The sequence below is a fragment of the Pseudomonas sp. Tri1 genome (assembly GCF_017968885.1).
Lineage (GTDB): Bacteria > Pseudomonadota > Gammaproteobacteria > Pseudomonadales > Pseudomonadaceae > Aquipseudomonas.
The window spans coordinates 3,662,809-3,679,159 of the sequence record NZ_CP072913.1; the positions used below are offsets into that span (position 1 = coordinate 3,662,809).

Here is a 16,351-nt window from a genome sequence, read left to right on the forward strand (position 1 = left end):
CCGGAGACAACCATGAGCAAACGCATCAACTGGAGCGGCGTCTTCCCTGCCGTCACCACCCAATTCAACGATGACTTTTCCATCAACCTGGAAAAAACCCACCAAGTGATTTCCAACGTTATTCGTGATGGCGTGTCAGGCCTGGTGGTCTGCGGGTCGGTGGGGGAAAACACTTCCCTGAGCGCCGAGGAAAAGATCGCCGTGACCGAAGTCGCGGTAGACGCTTCCCGGGGCCGGGTGCCGGTGATTTGCGGCGTGGCCGAGTTCACCAGCGTGCAAGCGGCCAAGGTCGCCAACGCGGTGCGTAAGGTGGGGGTCGACGGAGTGATGCTGATGCCGGCGCTGGTCTATGGCTCCAAGCCGTTCGAGACCGCCGAGCATTTCCGCTACGTCGCTCGGCATGCCGACGTGCCGTTGATGGTCTACAACAACCCGCCGATCTACAAGAATGACGTGACCCCGGACATTCTGATTTCCCTGGCCGATTGCGACAACGTGGTGTGCTTCAAGGATTCCTCCGGCGACACCCGGCGTTTCATTGACGTGCGCAATGAAGTCGGCGACCGCTTTGTACTGTTCGCAGGCCTGGACGATGTGGTGCTGGAAAGCCTTGCCGTGGGTGCCGAAGGCTGGGTCTCGGGCATGTCCAACGTGTTTCCGAAAGAAGGCGAGACCATTTTCCGCCTGGCCCGCGCCGGACGCTTTGCCGAAGCGATGCCGATCTACGAATGGCTGATGCCGATCCTGCATCTGGACGCCCGCGCCGACCTGGTGCAATGCATCAAGCTGTGCGAAGCCATTGCCGGTCGCGGCAGCGCCCTCACCCGCCCACCACGCCTGGCCTTGCCGCAAGAGGATCGGCTGTATGTGGAGCAGATCATGGCCAAGGCCCTGGCCAATCGGCCGGTGTTGCCGGATGTGGGGCTTTAAGAACCGACCCAATACTCTGTAAATAAAGCACCCATGTGGGAGCGAACTTGCTCGCGATAGCGGTCTGTCTGAATCGACTATGCTGGATGTGCCGCCATCATCGCGAGCAAGCTCGCTCCCACAAGGTGCCCCATGAATTACTTCCTGGCCCAGGCCCTGAACAATCAGTGGGCCAATCACCGACTGCTCACTGCCTGCGCGCAGTTGAGCGAAGCCGAATACGAGGCGCCGCGCACGGGGTTCTTCCCGTCCATACAAGGCACGCTCTGCCATATTCTGGAAGTGGACCGCTATTACCTGACCGCTCTGGAAGGTGACCGGGACGGCCAGATCAAGGACTTTTCCGAGACCTTGGCCTTTGCCCAGCTGAAGGAAAGCCAAACCCGAACCGACCAGCAACTGCTGGCATTGTGCGAAAGCCTGCGAGAAAGAGACCTCGCCCGCTCCGTTGAGCTGGTACGCGTGGACGGCGTGGTACGTGAGCGGATCGACCGGCTGTTACTGCACCTGTTCGAACATCAGATCCACCACCGTGGCCAAGTCCATGGGATGCTCAGTGGCACCGGCATCAAGCCACCCCAGCTCGATGAGTTTTTCCTTGATTGCGACCGCCCGTTCCGGCAACAGGAAGAACAACAACTGCAGCTCAACGAAGGGCGTGTCTGGCGGGACTATCTGCCTGACTGAAGCGACACGCTGTGTAAAAAATGCGATGGCCGCTGCCGGCCATCGCCAAATCGCCCACCCGGGCGCTCTCAGTCAGACCCGTGCGGGAGACACAATGATTTTCACGTTGTGCTCCTTGTTATTGACCAGTTCCTCGAAGCCCTGGCCAACGATCTGCTCCAGCTGGATGCGTCCGGTCACCAGTGGCGAGATATCCAGGCGCCCATCGGCGATGAAAGCGATCACATCGGCAAACTCACCGTTGTAGGCCAGCGCGCCGAGCACCTGCTTCTCGGTGGACACCAGGTCGAAGAAATTGAATTCACTGGGCTCCTCGAAGATTCCCACCAACACACATTTGCCAGCCTTGCGGATCAGGTCGATAGCCAGTTTGGCGGTGTGCTTGTTGCCGATGCACTCAAAGCTGACATCCGCCCCCAGGCCACCGGTCAGGCGACGCACTTCGGCCAGGGCGTCGCACTCCTTCGGATCGATCACATGGTTGGCACCGACTTCCAGGGCCTTGGCCTTGCGTGCGCCGGACATCTCCAGGGCAATCACCTGGGCCGCGCCAGCGGCCTTGGCGCACATGATGGTGCACAGGCCGATCGTACCGGCGCCGACCACCACCACGTTTTGGCCCAGCAGGCTGCCGGCCTTTTTCACCGCGTGCATGCCGACCGCCAGGGGTTCGATCAAGGCGCCAGCCTCGGCAGGGAAATCGGCCGGCAACTTGTAGAGCAGATTGGCCGGCACGTTGACCAATTCAGCAAACGCACCGTTGTTCATCAGCCCGGTGAACGCCAGGTTTTCGCAGATGTTGTACAGCCCGTGGGTGCAGTAATAGCAGGTGCCGCAGTGTTGGCAGGCATCGGCCGCCACCGGTTCACCGACGCTGAAACCTTCGACGCCAGCGCCCAGTTCGACGATCTCGCCGCAGAACTCATGGCCGAGGATGCACTGGCCCTTGATTCCGGTCAGCGGGTGCGGCGCGTCCACCGGGATGAACACCGGCCCAGCCACGTATTCATGCAGGTCGGAACCGCAGATGCCGCACCACTGCACGCGGATCTGTACCCAACCGGCGGGCGGCGAAATCGGCAGTGGCACGTCTTCGACGCGGATGTCGTTGCGGCCATGCCAGACGGCGGCGCGCATGCTGCGGGTAGGCTTGATTGAAACGTTCATGACGTTGCCTCCAGAAGTTTGTCGGGGCGACGAATCACTCCGCCGCCCGCTTGATCAATGCTGTTCAATGAACTCGAGGATCAGTCGGTTGACCTGCTCGGCCGCTTCCATCTGCACCATGTGGCCCTGGCCGGAAAGCACCTCGACCTTTGCGCTCAGCCCATCGCTGTGGGCCACCGGGATGATTGCGTCGTCGCTGCCCCAGACCACCAGGGTTGGCACATGGCCGGCCTGCACCACTTCGCGCAAGTCCACCTGTTGGCGGCCATCGGCGAACAACGTCGCAGACAGTCGCTGTAGTGCGGCGTCCACCCCTTCCAGGCGCTTGTACTTGAGCATGTCATCGAGCATCTGCCGGTTGACCAGCTCGGCATTGGAAAACAGTTGCACCAACTGCGGCTTGAGGGCGTTGCGGTTGGCGGCCTCGACAAAGCCTTGCAAATAGCCGCCATTGATCTGCGGGCCCAGGCCGGCGCTGCCGATCAAGGTCAGGGAGCGCACACGCTGGGGCATCAAGCGTGCGGCATTCAGCGACACCGCCCCACCCATGGAATGCCCCACCAGGTGCACGGCGTTGATGTCCAGGTGATCGAGCAGCGCCAGCACCACGCCGCTCAGCTCGTCCAGATCGCCGCGCTGCAGTGTTTTGGCGGATTCGCCATGGCCCGGCAAGTCCAGGGCAATCACCCGGCGCCCGGCCGCCAGTGCTTCGTGGTTGAATAACCAGTTATTCAGGTCACCGCCGAAACCGTGTACCAGCACCAGCGGCGTGCCGCCCTCGCCACGCTCGAAATACCGGATCACTCGGCCGTCCAACTCGACTTTCTGCGGTTTCGGGCCGCTGTCTTCATCGGCGGCATCGCCCGGCACAAAGCTGGCTTGGAATTGCTCGATAACCGCATCGATCTCGGCATCGCTGGCTTCGCCGTCGACGACAATACCGAGCAAGGCGCCGACCGCCAGGGTTTCGTCCTGCCGGGCAATCTGCCGACGCAATATCCCGGAAAACGGCGCTTCGACGCTGCTGGAGATCTTGTCGGTTTCCACGTCCATCACTTCATCGCCCTTGGTAATGGCCTGGCCTTCCTCCTTGAGCCAGGCGTCGACTCGGCCTTCGGTCATCGACAGGCCCCACTTGGGCATGGTCAGGGTATGAATCTGGCTCATCAGCGCTTGCTCCACTCGATCACGTTGAGCACGGCTTGTTCGATCTTCGCCGCGTCAGGGATATACAGGTCTTCCAGCGAATCGGAGAACGGCACCGGCGTGTGTGGCGCGGTGACCATCTCAATCGGTGCCTTGAGCGCGCCGAAGGCTTTTTGCGCCACCAGCGCGGAAATATCGGTAGCCATGGAACAGCGCGGGTTGGCCTCGTCGATGACCACCAGCCGTCCGGTCTTCTCGACGCTTTCGAGGATGCTGTCTTCGTCCATCGGGCTGGTGGTGCGCAAGTCGATGACTTCGCAATCGATGCCGCGTCCGGCGAGGCTGCGAGCGGCGTCCATCGCGGTGTTGACCATGCGCCCGTAAGACACCAGGGTCACGTCCTTGCCGTCGCGCAGGAAATTGGCCTCGCCAAAGGGAATGGTGTAGAGCTCCTCCGGCACCTCGCCCTGCATGCTGTAGAGCAACTTGTGCTCGCAGAAGATCACCGGGTCGTTGTCGCGGATCGCCTGGATCAACAAGCCCTTGGCATCGTAAGGCGATGACGGACACACGACTTTCAGCCCCGGAATGTGCGTCCACAAGGACGTGAGCATCTGCGAATGCTGGGCGGCGGCGCGCAGGCCGGCGCCGACCATGGTGCGGATCACCAGCGGCGTGGAAGCCTTGCCGCCGAACATGTAGCGAAACTTCGCCGCCTGGTTGAGGATCTGGTCCAGGCAGCACCCGGCGAAGTCGACGAACATCAGTTCGCACACCGGACGCACGCCACAGGTGGCAGCCCCGACCGCCGCGCCGACGTAACCGATTTCCGACAGCGGCGTGTCGAGCACGCGGCCGGGGAACTGGTCGTAAAGGCCCTTGGTGACACCAAGCACACCGCCCCAGGCGTCGTTTTCACCGGGCGCGCCGGCACCGCCAGCCACGTCCTCGCCCATGATAAAGACGCTGGCGTCGCGGCGCATTTCCTGGGCCAGGGCCTCGTTGATTGCCTGCTGATAACTGATTTTTCTCGCCATGATGGGATTCTCTATTCTTGTTTTATAAAGGGCGTTCAGGGATAGGAGACGTAGACGTCAGTGAGCAGGTCCGCCGCCGTTGGCTTGGGATCGGACTTGGCTTTGCGCACTGCGTTTTCGATCAGCAGCTCCACTTCCTTGTCGATCTGGTCCAACTGCTCGACCGACAGCAAGCCAGATCGAGTGGTGCGCTCGCGAAACTGCATCAGGCAGTCCTGGTTTTCGCGGAAATGCTTGACCTCGTCCGGCGCCCGATAGGTCTGGGCGTCGCCTTCGAAGTGACCGTAATAGCGGGTCAGCTTGACCTCGATCAGCGATGGCCCTTCCCCGGCCCGGGCCCGCTCGACCGCCGCCCCGGCCGCCTCATGCACGGCAAAGAAGTCAAAGCCATCCACCGTCACCCCGGGCATGCCGAACCCGGCGGCGCGGTCGGCGATGTGATCGCAGGCCACCGACCAATTGGAGGCCGTGGCTTCGGCATAACCGTTGTTTTCGGCGACGAACAGGCACGGCAGGTTCCACACCGAAGCCATGTTCATGGCTTCGAACACCGCGCCCTCGTTGGAGCCGCCGTCACCGAAGAACACCACGGCAACGCTGTCGGTGCCCTTCATCCGGGCCGCCAGCGCGGCGCCTACCACCAGTGGCGCACCGGCACCGACAATGCCATTGGCGCCGAGCATGCCTTTCTCGAAATCGGCGATGTGCATCGAGCCGCCCTTGCCTTGGCAGACGCCGGTCTTCTTGCCGTAGATCTCGGCCATCATCCCGTAGACATCCACGCCCTTGGCGATGCAATGGCCATGGCCACGGTGGTTGGAGGCGATGCAATCGTCATCGCCCAAGTGGGCCATGACGCCGGCGGCCGACGCTTCTTCGCCAGCATACAGGTGGACGAAACCGGGAATCTCGCCGGTGGCGAACTCCACGTGCAGGCGCTCTTCGAACGCGCGAATGGTGCGCATCACCTGATAGGCGTGCAGCAATTGATCGTGGCTGAGCGGTGTCGACATTTTTATTCTCCTGGGGTGTCTTCTTGAAGATTCAGAGGGTGTTGCGGGTGTTCGCGGCCAATGGCCAACAAACGCTGTTGCGCGGCGTAGGCCAGTACCGCGTTGACATCGATGCTCAGTGGGCCGCCGGCATCGAGGGTGACCGTGGGCCGGTCCTGCGCGTTGAATTCGATTTCCCGCTCGCCATCCAGGGCCAAGGTGCCGCTGGACAACGACAGCCCGTGGGCGATGCCAGGTTCCAAAGGACCGGCGGCGAGCACACCACACCCCTGCAACAGGCCGGGAGCCAGCGGCACCAGCAGCGCTTCGGGCGATTGCGGGTCCAGGCGCATCCAGGCCCCACCCGCGGCCTGGCGTGACACCGGGAACCACAGGCCGCACAGCGCCGACAGGCCGATGGATTGCGGTTCGGCGAAGGTCACGAATACTTCGGCCAGGTCCTGTGCCCGGCTGATGGCACGGGCGCCGACAAAGCGCAGCGGCGACACGGCGACGTCCACCAGGGCGACTTCGCGCAAACCACGTCCGGCATCGCAGACCAGCAGGCGCTTATTGCGACGCAAGCCGATCTGCGCCGGGATCCGGCCGCTGGCATACAACCCACCAGCCAACCCGGCACTGGTGGCCTCGCGCAGTTCGGGAAAGGCGTTGTTGGTGCCGGTGGACAGGGTCAGTAGCGGGATATCACCGACTTCAGCGGCGACGGCCTTGTGCGTGCCGTCGCCACCGAGCACGGCGATCAGCGCCACCTCGCGCTCGGCCATCTGACGCGCGGCGTTGCGGGTGTCTTCGACGGTCTGGCGCAGGGTCAGGTCCAGAAATTCCAGGGCCGGCCAATGACTGCTGCGGGCCTGACGGCTGTGGCTGTTCTTCAATACAGCGGCAGCCATGCCAATCATGTCGGTGGGCATCAACACCTGTTCGATGCCAGTGGCGCCGAAGGCGGCCAACAGCCGTTGGATCACCGAGACTTTGTCGGTGCTGGAAAACAGCCCGGCATTGGCGGTCAGGCGTCGCACGTCACGGCCCGAGGCCGGGTTGGCAATGATGCCCACGGTCAATGGCCGGCGACTCATGACGCCACCATGGGCGAGACAGGCACATGGCCTGGGCAGGAAAACAACATAGGCACCTCGGTTTTTATTATTGGAAGACCCGTCGGGCGGGTTCATGGGGATAGAGCAAGGCCGGTGCCAGTTGGGCCCCAAAGCCAGCAAATGCCCGAGCCAGAGCGCTCGGCGCGTAATAACCGACGAAACGAGCCCAAGCCCTGTGAGACGCGGCATGTCAGCCTGCACGAGGCGCCCGCGAGACAGTGAGACGTGGCGTCTCACACCTGCCCTGGCAGGCGACACGCTTGTCTGCCGACGGCGAACGGCGCTTAATGAGCGCACAACGATAAGAAGCTGAATCGGAGGCCCGTATGCTTTCCGCTCACTCCCGGGCGCATGTGGATTGCGTCAGCCGTGTACTGAAAAACGCGGACCAATTGCCACAACTGCCCGTTCCGGACCTGATCCTCGACTCCTGGCGCCGCTCCATGGAGCAACATCACCTGGACCCCGGTTCGCTGCAGGGCCCGCGCATCCTCTCCCAGGACGTGCTCAAGCAATGCCGCGAGCGCTCCGAGCTGTTCCTCAACATCGCCAGTGAAGAAGTGGCGCGCCTGCATGGGCGGGTGCGCGACGCCGATTACTGCGTGTTGCTGACCGATGCCCAGGGCCAGACCATCGACTACCGGGTGGAAACCACCATTCGCAATGACTGCCGCAAGGCCGGCTTGTACCTGGGCACCTGTTGGTCGGAAGGTGAGGAAGGCACCTGTGGCGTGGCGGCGGTGCTCACGGCCAAGGCCCCGGTGACGGTGCACAAGCGCGATCACTTCCGCGCGGCGTTCATTGGCCTGACCTGCTCCGCCGCGCCGGTGTTCGACCCGCAAGGCGAGTTACTCGGAGTGCTGGACGTCTCGGCGGTACGCTCGCCGGATGATCGACGCTCCCAACACCTGATCCGCCAGATGGTGGTGCAAAGCGCCCGGGAGATCGAACAGGCGTTTTTCATGAGCAGCGCCCAGGGCTACTGGGTGCTTCGCGCCCATCGCAACGCCGGCTACGTCGACAGCCAACCGGACTTCCTGTTCGCCTGGGACGACGACGGCCGCCTGCAGGCCCTGAACCCGGCTGCGCGCCATTACCTGCTGCAACACTATGGCCAATTGCCGCAACACATCAGCCAAGTGTTCGATCAGCAACTGCTGCACCGCGCACGGGACGAAAGCCTCTGCCCCCTCGATCACGCCCTGCATGGCCGCTTGAGCGCGCCGCGCCACCGGGCCAATCCGCGTCCCCGAATCGCGCTGACCCCTTGCGAGATCGACCCGCGCCTGGCCGACAGCCTGCGCCTGGCGGTGCGGGTCAAGGATCGCAACCTGCCAGTACTGATCCAGGGCGAAACCGGCTCCGGCAAGGAAGTGTTCGCCCGCCAGTTGCACCAGGCCAGTCAGCGCCGTGATCGCCCGTTCGTGGCACTGAACTGCGCGGCCATTCCTGAAAGCCTGATCGAAAGCGAGTTGTTCGGCTACGTCGCCGGGGCCTTCACCGGGGCCTCGGCCAAAGGTATGCAAGGTCTGTTGCAACAGGCCGATGGCGGTACGCTGTTCCTGGACGAAATCGGTGACATGCCACTGGCCTTGCAGACCCGCTTGCTACGGGTGCTGGCCGAGGGTGAAGTGGCGCCTCTGGGGGCATCGCGCCGCAAGGCCGTGGATATCCAGGTGATTTGCGCCACCCACCGCGACCTGGAGACGTTGGTTGCCGCTGGCGAGTTTCGCGAGGACCTGTATTTTCGTCTAGGCGGCGCCCGCTTCCAGCTGCCACCGCTGCGCGAACGCACGGATCGGCTAGCGCTGGTCAACCGCATTCTGGAAGAGGAATCGGCGCTGTGCGGGGGGGCCGTGCAATTGAGCGGCGCGGCCCTGGAATGCCTGCTCGGTTACCCCTGGCCGGGCAATATCCGCCAGTTGCGTCATGTACTGCGTTACGCCTGCGCGGTATGCGAAACCAGTGTGGTCCAGCTCAGCCATCTGCCCGAGTCATTGCACAGCACAAATCCCGCCATCCACCCGCCGGAGCCGAGCGCCAGCCCGGAACGCCAGGCTCTGCTCGATGCCCTGGTGCGCCATCGCTGGAAACCCACCGCCGCTGCCCGGGCCCTCGGAATTTCCCGGGCGACCCTGTATCGAAGGGTGCACCAGCATGGCATCGACATGCCGGGCAGAAGCCCGGCATGAAGGCCAAGGCTATCTTCGCGCCAACTCGTGACGCACGCATTGCTCGTAGTAAGTCTGCTTGACTGCGGCGGGCTTGAGGCGCGAGGCGCTGTTGTAGGTTTGTTCGGTGATGCCCATGGCGGTCATGCGCATCCAGGGCCGGGGAAATTTACGTACCTGCAGTCGCTTGCGGGCACCGTACAGAGTAATCCCGGAGAGCTTCGAGGCTTGTGCTCCCGCAGCAATGTCCGAACCCCAGCGGCACATCGACTGCTGGTTTTGCGTCAGCACCCTGGCCTGGGCCTCAAGCGAAACGGCAGCCAAGAGAAACGACGCCATGACCCACTTAGAAAATCGCATAGGTTTGTCGCTCAACTTTCTGAAATGAAAGAAGTTTGACGACATTAAGATGAGCAAGGGGCCAGCACCTGGCTGGAAAATATATGTGGCGAGGGCGCTTGCTCCCTCGCCACAGGTATCGGCTTGCCTTCGCCAACTGCGGTATCCGCCCCTCCAAGCGGCATACCGATCTAGAAATCGCCAGAAGATATATTCCTAAGATATTGAAATTGAATAGATTTAGTTAATTTATTGGTTCGCCTTCGCCTCCTGCAACAACTGCTGGATCACCTGCTCCTGCTCGCCATAGCGCCCTTCGCCAAAGTGGCTGTAGCGCACCTGCCCCTTGGCATCGATGAAGTAATGGGCCGGCCAGTACTGGTTGTTGAAGGCGCGCCAGATCGCATATTGATTGTCGATCGCCACCGGGTAGCCGATGCCCAGCTTGCGCACCTGCTCGCGCACGTTGTCGATGATCTTCTCGTAAGCGTATTCCGGGGTGTGGACGCCGATCACCACCAGTCCGTCCTTTTCATACTTCTTCGCCCAATCGTTCACATACGGCAGCGTGTGCTGGCAGTTGATGCAGTCGTAGGTCCAGAAGTCCACCAGTACCACCTTGCCCTTGAGTGACTCACTGCTCAGAGCTGGCGAGTTCAGCCATTGCACCGCACCGTCCAGCGAGGGCATGGTGCCTTGGGCTTCGAGGCTCGGCATGGAGGCTGCGCCGGCCTTGCTGACCACGTAATCGATAGCCTTGGGTACTTTCTCCAGCAGGCTCTGTTCCAAGGCTGCAGCGCCTTGGGAGGAGGTACTGGCCAACAGACGATTATCGACACCGGTGCCAATCGCCACGGCGACCAGCAATACCAGCGCTCCGGCACCCCGACGTAGCCAGGTGGTGATCGGCAAAGAGGGCTTCAGGCGGCCGACCAACCCGCGTCCGGCGAAGATCAATGTTCCCAGCGACAAGGCACTGCCCAGCCCATAGACGACCAACAGCAGACTGGTTTCGGCACTGGCGCCTTGCAGCATGGCCCCAGTCAGGATCACCCCGAGGATCGGCCCGGCGCACGGTGCCCAGAGCAGCCCGGTGGCGACACCGATCAGCAGCGCCCCGGCTGGCCCGGCCATCCGCCCAGCGCCGGCGTCGATCCGATTGCCCAGGCTGACCAGCGGCCGTGCCAGCCAGGTGCCGAATCGGCTGAAGATCAGCGACAAGGCGAACAGCACCATCACCCCCAAGGCAACCTGCCGGCCGATGCTGCTGGCCCGCAGAACCCATTCACTACTGACCACCGCCAGGCTGGATACCAGGGCAAACGTCAGCACCATGCCCGCGAGCGTCAGCAACACCGAGCTCGGCGAACGATTGGCCCGGGCGAACAGAAACGGCACCACGGGAAGAATGCAGGGGCTGAGGATCGTCAGGATCCCGCCGAGGAAAGCGATCAGAAGCATGGCAGCACCTCAATAGCAGACATTATTAGAAAGTAAATTCTTTTAAAACATGAAGTTATAAATAACTCATGAGATATTGGTTTCAGTTGTCGTCATGGCAATTGTCGGCAAACTTGCGGTAATCCAGCGCCTGCTTGCGGCCCGCTGAGTCCAGGTAGGTCATCCGGGCATTCACCACGCCGCAAGTCGGTGCAGCGTCTTCGCTGAGGGACAGTACTTTCTGGATATCAAGGTGGCTGCCGTAGGCATAGGTTTGCGCCTGGACGTCACTCTCGGCCCGAGCCGACAACGTGCAGATGTTCAGCGTGGCGAAAAGGCAAGCGGTGTAGATGGCTTTGGTGTTCATGGCACGGTCCTCGATTCATTCAATGGGAGTGTTTTCCTGCCGAGGCCTGTTGTGTTGCCTCGATGCACACCATTGAATGCCGCGCAGGTATCGCGTCTGTATCGAGCCAGGAGGCTTTTTGCATCGCTGTGTATCCGCCGCGCGCCAGATACACTGCAATACAAACCGCCGTGAGCCGGGCCGGCCGGCGCCTGTAGACTGATCACACAAAACGCCAAGGGGACTGGACACCATGGATCATGTCGATCACGTGTTGATAGTGGATGACGATCGCGAGATCAGAGAGCTGGTGGGCAACTACCTGAAAAAGAACGGCCTGCGCACCACGGTCGTAGCCGATGGCCGGCAAATGCGCGCCTTCCTGGAAACCACCCCGGTGGATCTGATCGTGCTGGACATCATGATGCCGGGCGATGACGGCCTGGTGCTGTGTCGGGAACTGCGCGCCGGCAAACACAAGGCCACACCGGTGCTGATGCTCACCGCCCGCAACGACGAAACCGACCGCATCATCGGCCTGGAAATGGGCGCCGACGACTACCTGGTCAAACCCTTCGCCGCCCGTGAGCTGCTGGCACGGATCAACGCCGTGCTGCGCCGTACCCGCATGCTGCCGCCCAACCTGGTGGTCACTGAAAGCGGCCGCCTGTTGGCCTTCGGCCGCTGGCGCCTGGACACCACCGCCCGCCACCTGCTCGATGGCGACGGCACCATGGTCGCCCTGAGCGGCGCCGAATATCGCTTGTTGCGGGTGTTCCTCGACCATCCGCAGCGGGTGCTCAACCGCGACCAGTTGCTCAACCTGACCCAAGGCCGGGACGCCGATCTGTTCGATCGCTCCATTGATCTGCTGGTCAGTCGTCTGCGCCAGCGCCTGCTGGACGATGCCCGGGAGCCGGCCTACATCAAGACCGTGCGCAGCGAGGGTTATGTGTTCTCGCTACCGGTGGAGATCCTCGAGGCGTCGGTATGAGGCTGGCGTTACATTGGCCGCGCACCCTGGCTTCGCGGTTGTCGCTGATTTTCCTGATCGGCTTGATCCTGGCCCAGGGCCTGTCGTTTGGCGCCCAGTACTACGAGCGCTACCAGAGCGCCAAGTCGACCATGCTCGGTAACCTGGAGACTGATGTCTCGACCTCTATCGCCATTCTCGACCGCCTACCGGCCGCCGAGCGCCAAGCCTGGCTGCCCAAACTGGTGCGGCGCAACTACGACTACCGGCTCGATGAAGGCCAGCCCGGCCAGCCGATGGACCTTGCCAACGCACCGGTGTCGGTGAGTTCGATCCAAGAGGCCATTGGCCAGGCCTACCCCCTGACCTTTACCGACATTCCCGGGCCGCAGAAGCACTATCAGGCGCATCTGCGCTTGGGCGACGGCAGTCCGCTGACCATCGATGTACGACCAGCGATGGTACCCCTCTCCCCTTGGTTGCCGGGGGTGTTGCTGGGGCAGTTGGCGCTGTTGATCGGCTGCACCTGGCTGGCCGTGCGCATCGCCGTCGGCCCGCTGACCCGGCTGGCCGGAGCGGTGGAAACCCTCGACCCGAACGTCCACAGCGTACGCCTGGATGAAAAAGGCCCGACTGAAGTGGTGCATGCCGCCAAGGCGTTCAATGCCATGCAGGACCGCATCGCCGCCTACCTCAAAGAGCGCATGCAACTGCTGGCGGCGATTTCCCATGACTTGCAGACCCCCATCACACGCATGAAGCTGCGCGCCGAATTCATGGACGATGGCGTTGAAAAGGACAAACTGTGGAGCGACTTGAGCGAAATGGAACACCTTGTGCGCGAAGGCGTGACCTATGCCCGCAGCGTCCATGGCGCCACCGAGGCCAGCTGCCGCATCAGCCTGGATGCGTTTCTCGACAGCCTCGTGTTCGACTATCAGGACACCGGGCAGGACGTGCAGTTGTCCGGGAAAAATGCCGCCGTCATCGACACCCGCCCCCATGCCCTGCGCCGGGTACTGGTCAATCTGGTGGACAACGCATTGAAGTTCGGCGGTGCTGCCCAGATCCAGGTGCAACTCGCTGACGACGGGCAATTGGCGATCCAGGTCTTGGACCGTGGCCCCGGCATCAATGAAGAGGAACTGGCCGAAGTACTCAAGCCGTTCTACCGGGTAGAAAGCTCGCGCAACCGGGAAACCGGCGGCACGGGACTGGGCCTGGCCATCGCCCAGCAATTGGCCCATGCCATGGGCGGCTCACTGACCTTGAGCAACCGCGACGGCGGCGGGCTGTGTGCCGAGCTGCGGCTCAGTCGCCAAACCCGGTAAGCCCATGATGGTGGGTCAGTCGACATCGATGCTCCTGACCCGACGCCATCGCGAGCAAGCTCGCTCCCACAAGGGGTTCTGTGGCGTATGCAAACTCTGAGACACCCAAAAACAACTGTGGGAGCGAGCTTGCTCGCGATAGCGGTAGGTCAGCCGACATGATCGCAACTGACACTACGCCTTCGCGAGCAAGCCCGCTCCCACAAGAGTTACCTCAACCCAAGCGGTGCTTCAACAGCACTTGGGCCCACCCTTGCCACCGTAACGGGCCTCCTGGCGTTCGCGGAAGAACGCCTCGTAGTCCATCAGCGGTTTGTCCGGGTGCTTGGTTTGCATGTGCTCGACGTAGTTGTCGTAGTCGGGCATGCCGACCATCAGGCGCGCGGCCTGACCGAGGTATTTACCGAGGCGACTCAAGTCATTGAACATCGTTGCAATCCTCGTTTCAGGCGTCCGGCACGGCCTGGAATGGCGCTTCTTTATCCGTGCGTTCCTTGGTGCCCCAGGCGGCGATGCCAACCTTGAGCGCGTAGAACAGGATGCTGAAGACCACGAACAGGAACAACACCGTCAGCGTTGCGTTGGTGTAGGCGTTGAACACCACGTGCTGCATCTGCTCGATGCTCTTGGCCGGGGCCAGGATCTGGCCGGCGGCCAGGGCATCGTTGTATTTGCGGGCCAGGGCCAAAAAGCCGATCGCCGGGTTGGCGTCGAACAGCTTGATCAGGCCTGCCGTGGTGGTGCAGATCAGCAGCCAGGCCGCTGGCAGCATGGTCACCCAGACGTAGCGCTGGCGCTTCATCTTGATCAGCACCACGGTGGCGAGCATCAGGGCGATACCGGCCAGCATCTGGTTGGAGATGCCGAACAGCGGCCACAAGGTGTTGATGCCGCCCAGCGGATCGATCACGCCCTGGTACAAAAGGTAGCCCCACATCGCCACACAACCGGCGGTGGCGATCAGGTTGGCCGGCCAGGATTCGGTGCGCTTGAGCGAAGGCACGAACGAGCCGAGCAAATCCTGCAGCATGAACCGCCCGGCACGGGTGCCGGCGTCCACTGCGGTAAGGATGAACAGCGCTTCGAACAGGATCGCGAAGTGGTACCAGAACGCCATGGTGTTCTCACCTGGCAGCACCGAGTGCAGGATCTGCGCGATCCCGACCGCCAGGGTCGGCGCACCGCCGGCACGGGCCAGCACGGTGGTTTCGCCGATGTCCTTAGCCACCGCTTGCAGCGCCTCAGGCGTGATGGCAAAGCCCCAACTGCTGACGGTCTGCGCCACGGCCACCACGTCCCCGCCGACGATCGCCGCCGGGCTGTTCATGGCGAAGTACACACCCGGCTCGATCACCGAAGCGGCGACCATGGCCATGATCGCCACGAAGGATTCCATCAGCATGCCGCCGTAACCGATGTAGCGGGCATTGACTTCGTTATCCAGGAGCTTGGGCGTGGTGCCCGACGAGATCAGCGCATGGAACCCCGAGACCGCGCCGCAGGCGATGGTGATGAACAGGAACGGGAACAGCCCGCCCTTCCACACCGGCCCGGTGCCGTCGGTGAACTGGGTCAGCGCCGGCATTTTCAGCTCGGGCATGGTGACCAGGATGCCGATCGCCAGGGCGACGATGGTACCGATCTTGAGAAACGTCGACAGGTAGTCCCGCGGCGCCAGGATCAGCCACACCGGCAGCACCGCCGCGACAAAACCGTAGCCGATCAGCATCCAGGTGATCTGGATCCCGGTGAAGGAGAAAGCCTTGGCCCAGACCGGGTCGGCGGCGATCTGCCCGCCCAGCCAGATCGAACCCAGCAGCAACAGCACGCCGATGAGCGAGATTTCCCCGATGCGGCCCGGACGGATGTAGCGCATGTAGATGCCCATGAACATCGCGATCGGGATGGTCGCCATCACGGTGAAGATGCCCCATGGGCTCTCGGCCAGGGCCTTGACCACGATCAGCGCCAGCACCGCGAGGATGATGATCATGATCAGGAAGCAGCCGAACAGCGCGATGGTGCCGGGGATGCGGCCCATTTCTTCACGGACCATGTCGCCCAGGGAGCGCCCGTTGCGGCGGGTGGACAGGAACAGGACCATGAAGTCCTGCACCGCACCGGCCAGCACCACGCCGGCGATCAGCCAGAGCGTGCCGGGCAGGTAGCCCATCTGCGCCGCCAGCACCGGCCCGACCAGCGGCCCCGCACCGGCAATGGCCGCAAAGTGGTGGCCGAAGAGGATGTGTTTGTTGGTCGGGACATAGTCCAGGCCATCGTTGTTGAGCACGGCGGGGGTGGCCCGACGCGCATCGAGTTGCATCACGTTGTTGGCGATGAAGAGGCTGTAGTAGCGGTAGGCGACCAGGTAGATGGCCACGGCTGCGACGACGATCCAGAGGGCGTTGATCGGTTCGCCGCGGCGCAAGGCCACGACACTCAACGCACAAGCTCCCAGAACAGCCACGGCAAACCAGGCGAGGTGTTTAACCAGACGGGTTGTCATTGCGTGTCTCCTGCCGATATCCAGTGGATTGCGGCGATTGTTTTTATAGTGTGCCCCGGCTATTCGGAGCCGGCCCAATATCCGTGGAAGTCGTCAATAAATAAATCCGCAGTACTACGTACGGGCTACCTACGTAGTTCTACGTAGAAACCCATCTCCTGTGGGAGC

Annotated in this window: 15 protein-coding genes; 5 read left to right on the top strand and 10 right to left on the bottom strand. The window is 62.5% G+C overall.

The window, feature by feature from the left end; translation table 11 throughout:
• Positions 1-12 precede the first annotated feature (12 nt).
• Together J9870_RS15550 and J9870_RS15555 are read left to right on the top strand one after the other, a co-directional pair.
• Positions 13-930 carry a dihydrodipicolinate synthase family protein gene (locus tag J9870_RS15550; RefSeq protein WP_210638896.1) on the top strand — a complete coding sequence of 306 codons (918 nt, stop codon included), beginning with the start codon at positions 13-15 and terminating at the stop codon, positions 928-930.
• A gap of 132 nt (positions 931-1,062) precedes the next feature.
• Positions 1,063-1,617, top strand: coding sequence for a DinB family protein (locus J9870_RS15555; protein ID WP_210638897.1), 555 nt, complete (start codon positions 1,063-1,065; stop codon positions 1,615-1,617).
• Positions 1,618-1,689: 72 nt separating this feature from the next.
• On the opposite strand, the gene J9870_RS15560 is transcribed toward J9870_RS15555, so the two are convergent.
• From J9870_RS15560 to J9870_RS15580, 5 genes are all read right to left on the bottom strand, one after another.
• Positions 1,690-2,754, bottom strand: coding sequence for a 2,3-butanediol dehydrogenase (locus J9870_RS15560; RefSeq protein ID WP_246883148.1), 1,065 nt, complete (start codon positions 2,752-2,754; stop codon positions 1,690-1,692).
• 84 nt (positions 2,755-2,838) lie between these two features.
• Positions 2,839-3,951 carry an acetoin dehydrogenase dihydrolipoyllysine-residue acetyltransferase subunit gene (locus J9870_RS15565; protein ID WP_210638899.1) on the bottom strand — a complete coding sequence of 371 codons (1,113 nt, stop codon included), beginning with the start codon at positions 3,949-3,951 and terminating at the stop codon, positions 2,839-2,841.
• Entirely contained in the window at positions 3,951-4,967 is a 1,017-nt protein-coding gene (locus J9870_RS15570) for an alpha-ketoacid dehydrogenase subunit beta (protein WP_210638900.1), read from the bottom strand. The genes J9870_RS15565 and J9870_RS15570 overlap by 1 nt, the downstream gene beginning before the upstream one ends.
• 35 nt (positions 4,968-5,002) lie before the next feature.
• On the bottom strand, positions 5,003-5,980 hold the full coding sequence (locus tag J9870_RS15575) for a thiamine pyrophosphate-dependent dehydrogenase E1 component subunit alpha (protein ID WP_210638901.1): 978 nt from the start codon (positions 5,978-5,980) through the stop codon (positions 5,003-5,005).
• Between the two features lie 2 nt (positions 5,981-5,982).
• Entirely contained in the window at positions 5,983-7,056 is a 1,074-nt protein-coding gene (locus J9870_RS15580) for an NAD(+)/NADH kinase (protein WP_210638902.1), read from the bottom strand.
• Positions 7,057-7,403: 347 nt separating this feature from the next.
• On the opposite strand from J9870_RS15580, the gene J9870_RS15585 reads away from it, so the two are divergent.
• On the top strand, positions 7,404-9,269 hold the full coding sequence (locus J9870_RS15585; RefSeq protein ID WP_210638903.1) for a sigma-54-dependent Fis family transcriptional regulator: 1,866 nt from the start codon (positions 7,404-7,406) through the stop codon (positions 9,267-9,269).
• A 9-nt stretch (positions 9,270-9,278) separates the two neighbouring features.
• On the opposite strand, the gene J9870_RS15590 is transcribed toward J9870_RS15585, so the two are convergent.
• The 3 genes from J9870_RS15590 to J9870_RS15600 form a co-directional block, all read right to left on the bottom strand.
• A complete protein-coding gene (locus J9870_RS15590) occupies positions 9,279-9,608 on the bottom strand; it encodes a hypothetical protein (RefSeq protein WP_210638904.1) in 330 nt (109 codons plus the stop codon).
• A 228-nt stretch (positions 9,609-9,836) separates the two neighbouring features.
• Complete coding sequence (locus J9870_RS15595) at positions 9,837-11,048, bottom strand: cytochrome c biogenesis protein DipZ (RefSeq protein ID WP_210638905.1); 1,212 nt, start codon at positions 11,046-11,048, stop codon at positions 9,837-9,839.
• Positions 11,049-11,130: 82 nt separating this feature from the next.
• On the bottom strand, positions 11,131-11,394 hold the full coding sequence (locus J9870_RS15600; protein WP_210638906.1) for a DUF2790 domain-containing protein: 264 nt from the start codon (positions 11,392-11,394) through the stop codon (positions 11,131-11,133).
• A 232-nt stretch (positions 11,395-11,626) separates the two neighbouring features.
• Between J9870_RS15600 and J9870_RS15605 the strand changes: the two genes are divergently transcribed.
• Complete coding sequence (locus tag J9870_RS15605; protein WP_210638907.1) at positions 11,627-12,367, top strand: response regulator; 741 nt, start codon at positions 11,627-11,629, stop codon at positions 12,365-12,367.
• Complete coding sequence (locus tag J9870_RS15610) at positions 12,364-13,677, top strand: ATP-binding protein (RefSeq protein WP_210638908.1); 1,314 nt, start codon at positions 12,364-12,366, stop codon at positions 13,675-13,677. The genes J9870_RS15605 and J9870_RS15610 overlap by 4 nt, the downstream gene beginning before the upstream one ends.
• A gap of 231 nt (positions 13,678-13,908) precedes the next feature.
• On the opposite strand, the gene J9870_RS15615 is transcribed toward J9870_RS15610, so the two are convergent.
• Both J9870_RS15615 and J9870_RS15620 read right to left on the bottom strand, forming a co-directional pair.
• Positions 13,909-14,106, bottom strand: a complete 198-nt coding sequence (locus J9870_RS15615) for a YbdD/YjiX family protein (RefSeq protein WP_003201656.1) — start codon at positions 14,104-14,106, stop codon at positions 13,909-13,911.
• Between the two features lie 16 nt (positions 14,107-14,122).
• Positions 14,123-16,183 carry a carbon starvation CstA family protein gene (locus tag J9870_RS15620; protein WP_210638909.1) on the bottom strand — a complete coding sequence of 687 codons (2,061 nt, stop codon included), beginning with the start codon at positions 16,181-16,183 and terminating at the stop codon, positions 14,123-14,125.
• Positions 16,184-16,351 lie beyond the last annotated feature (168 nt).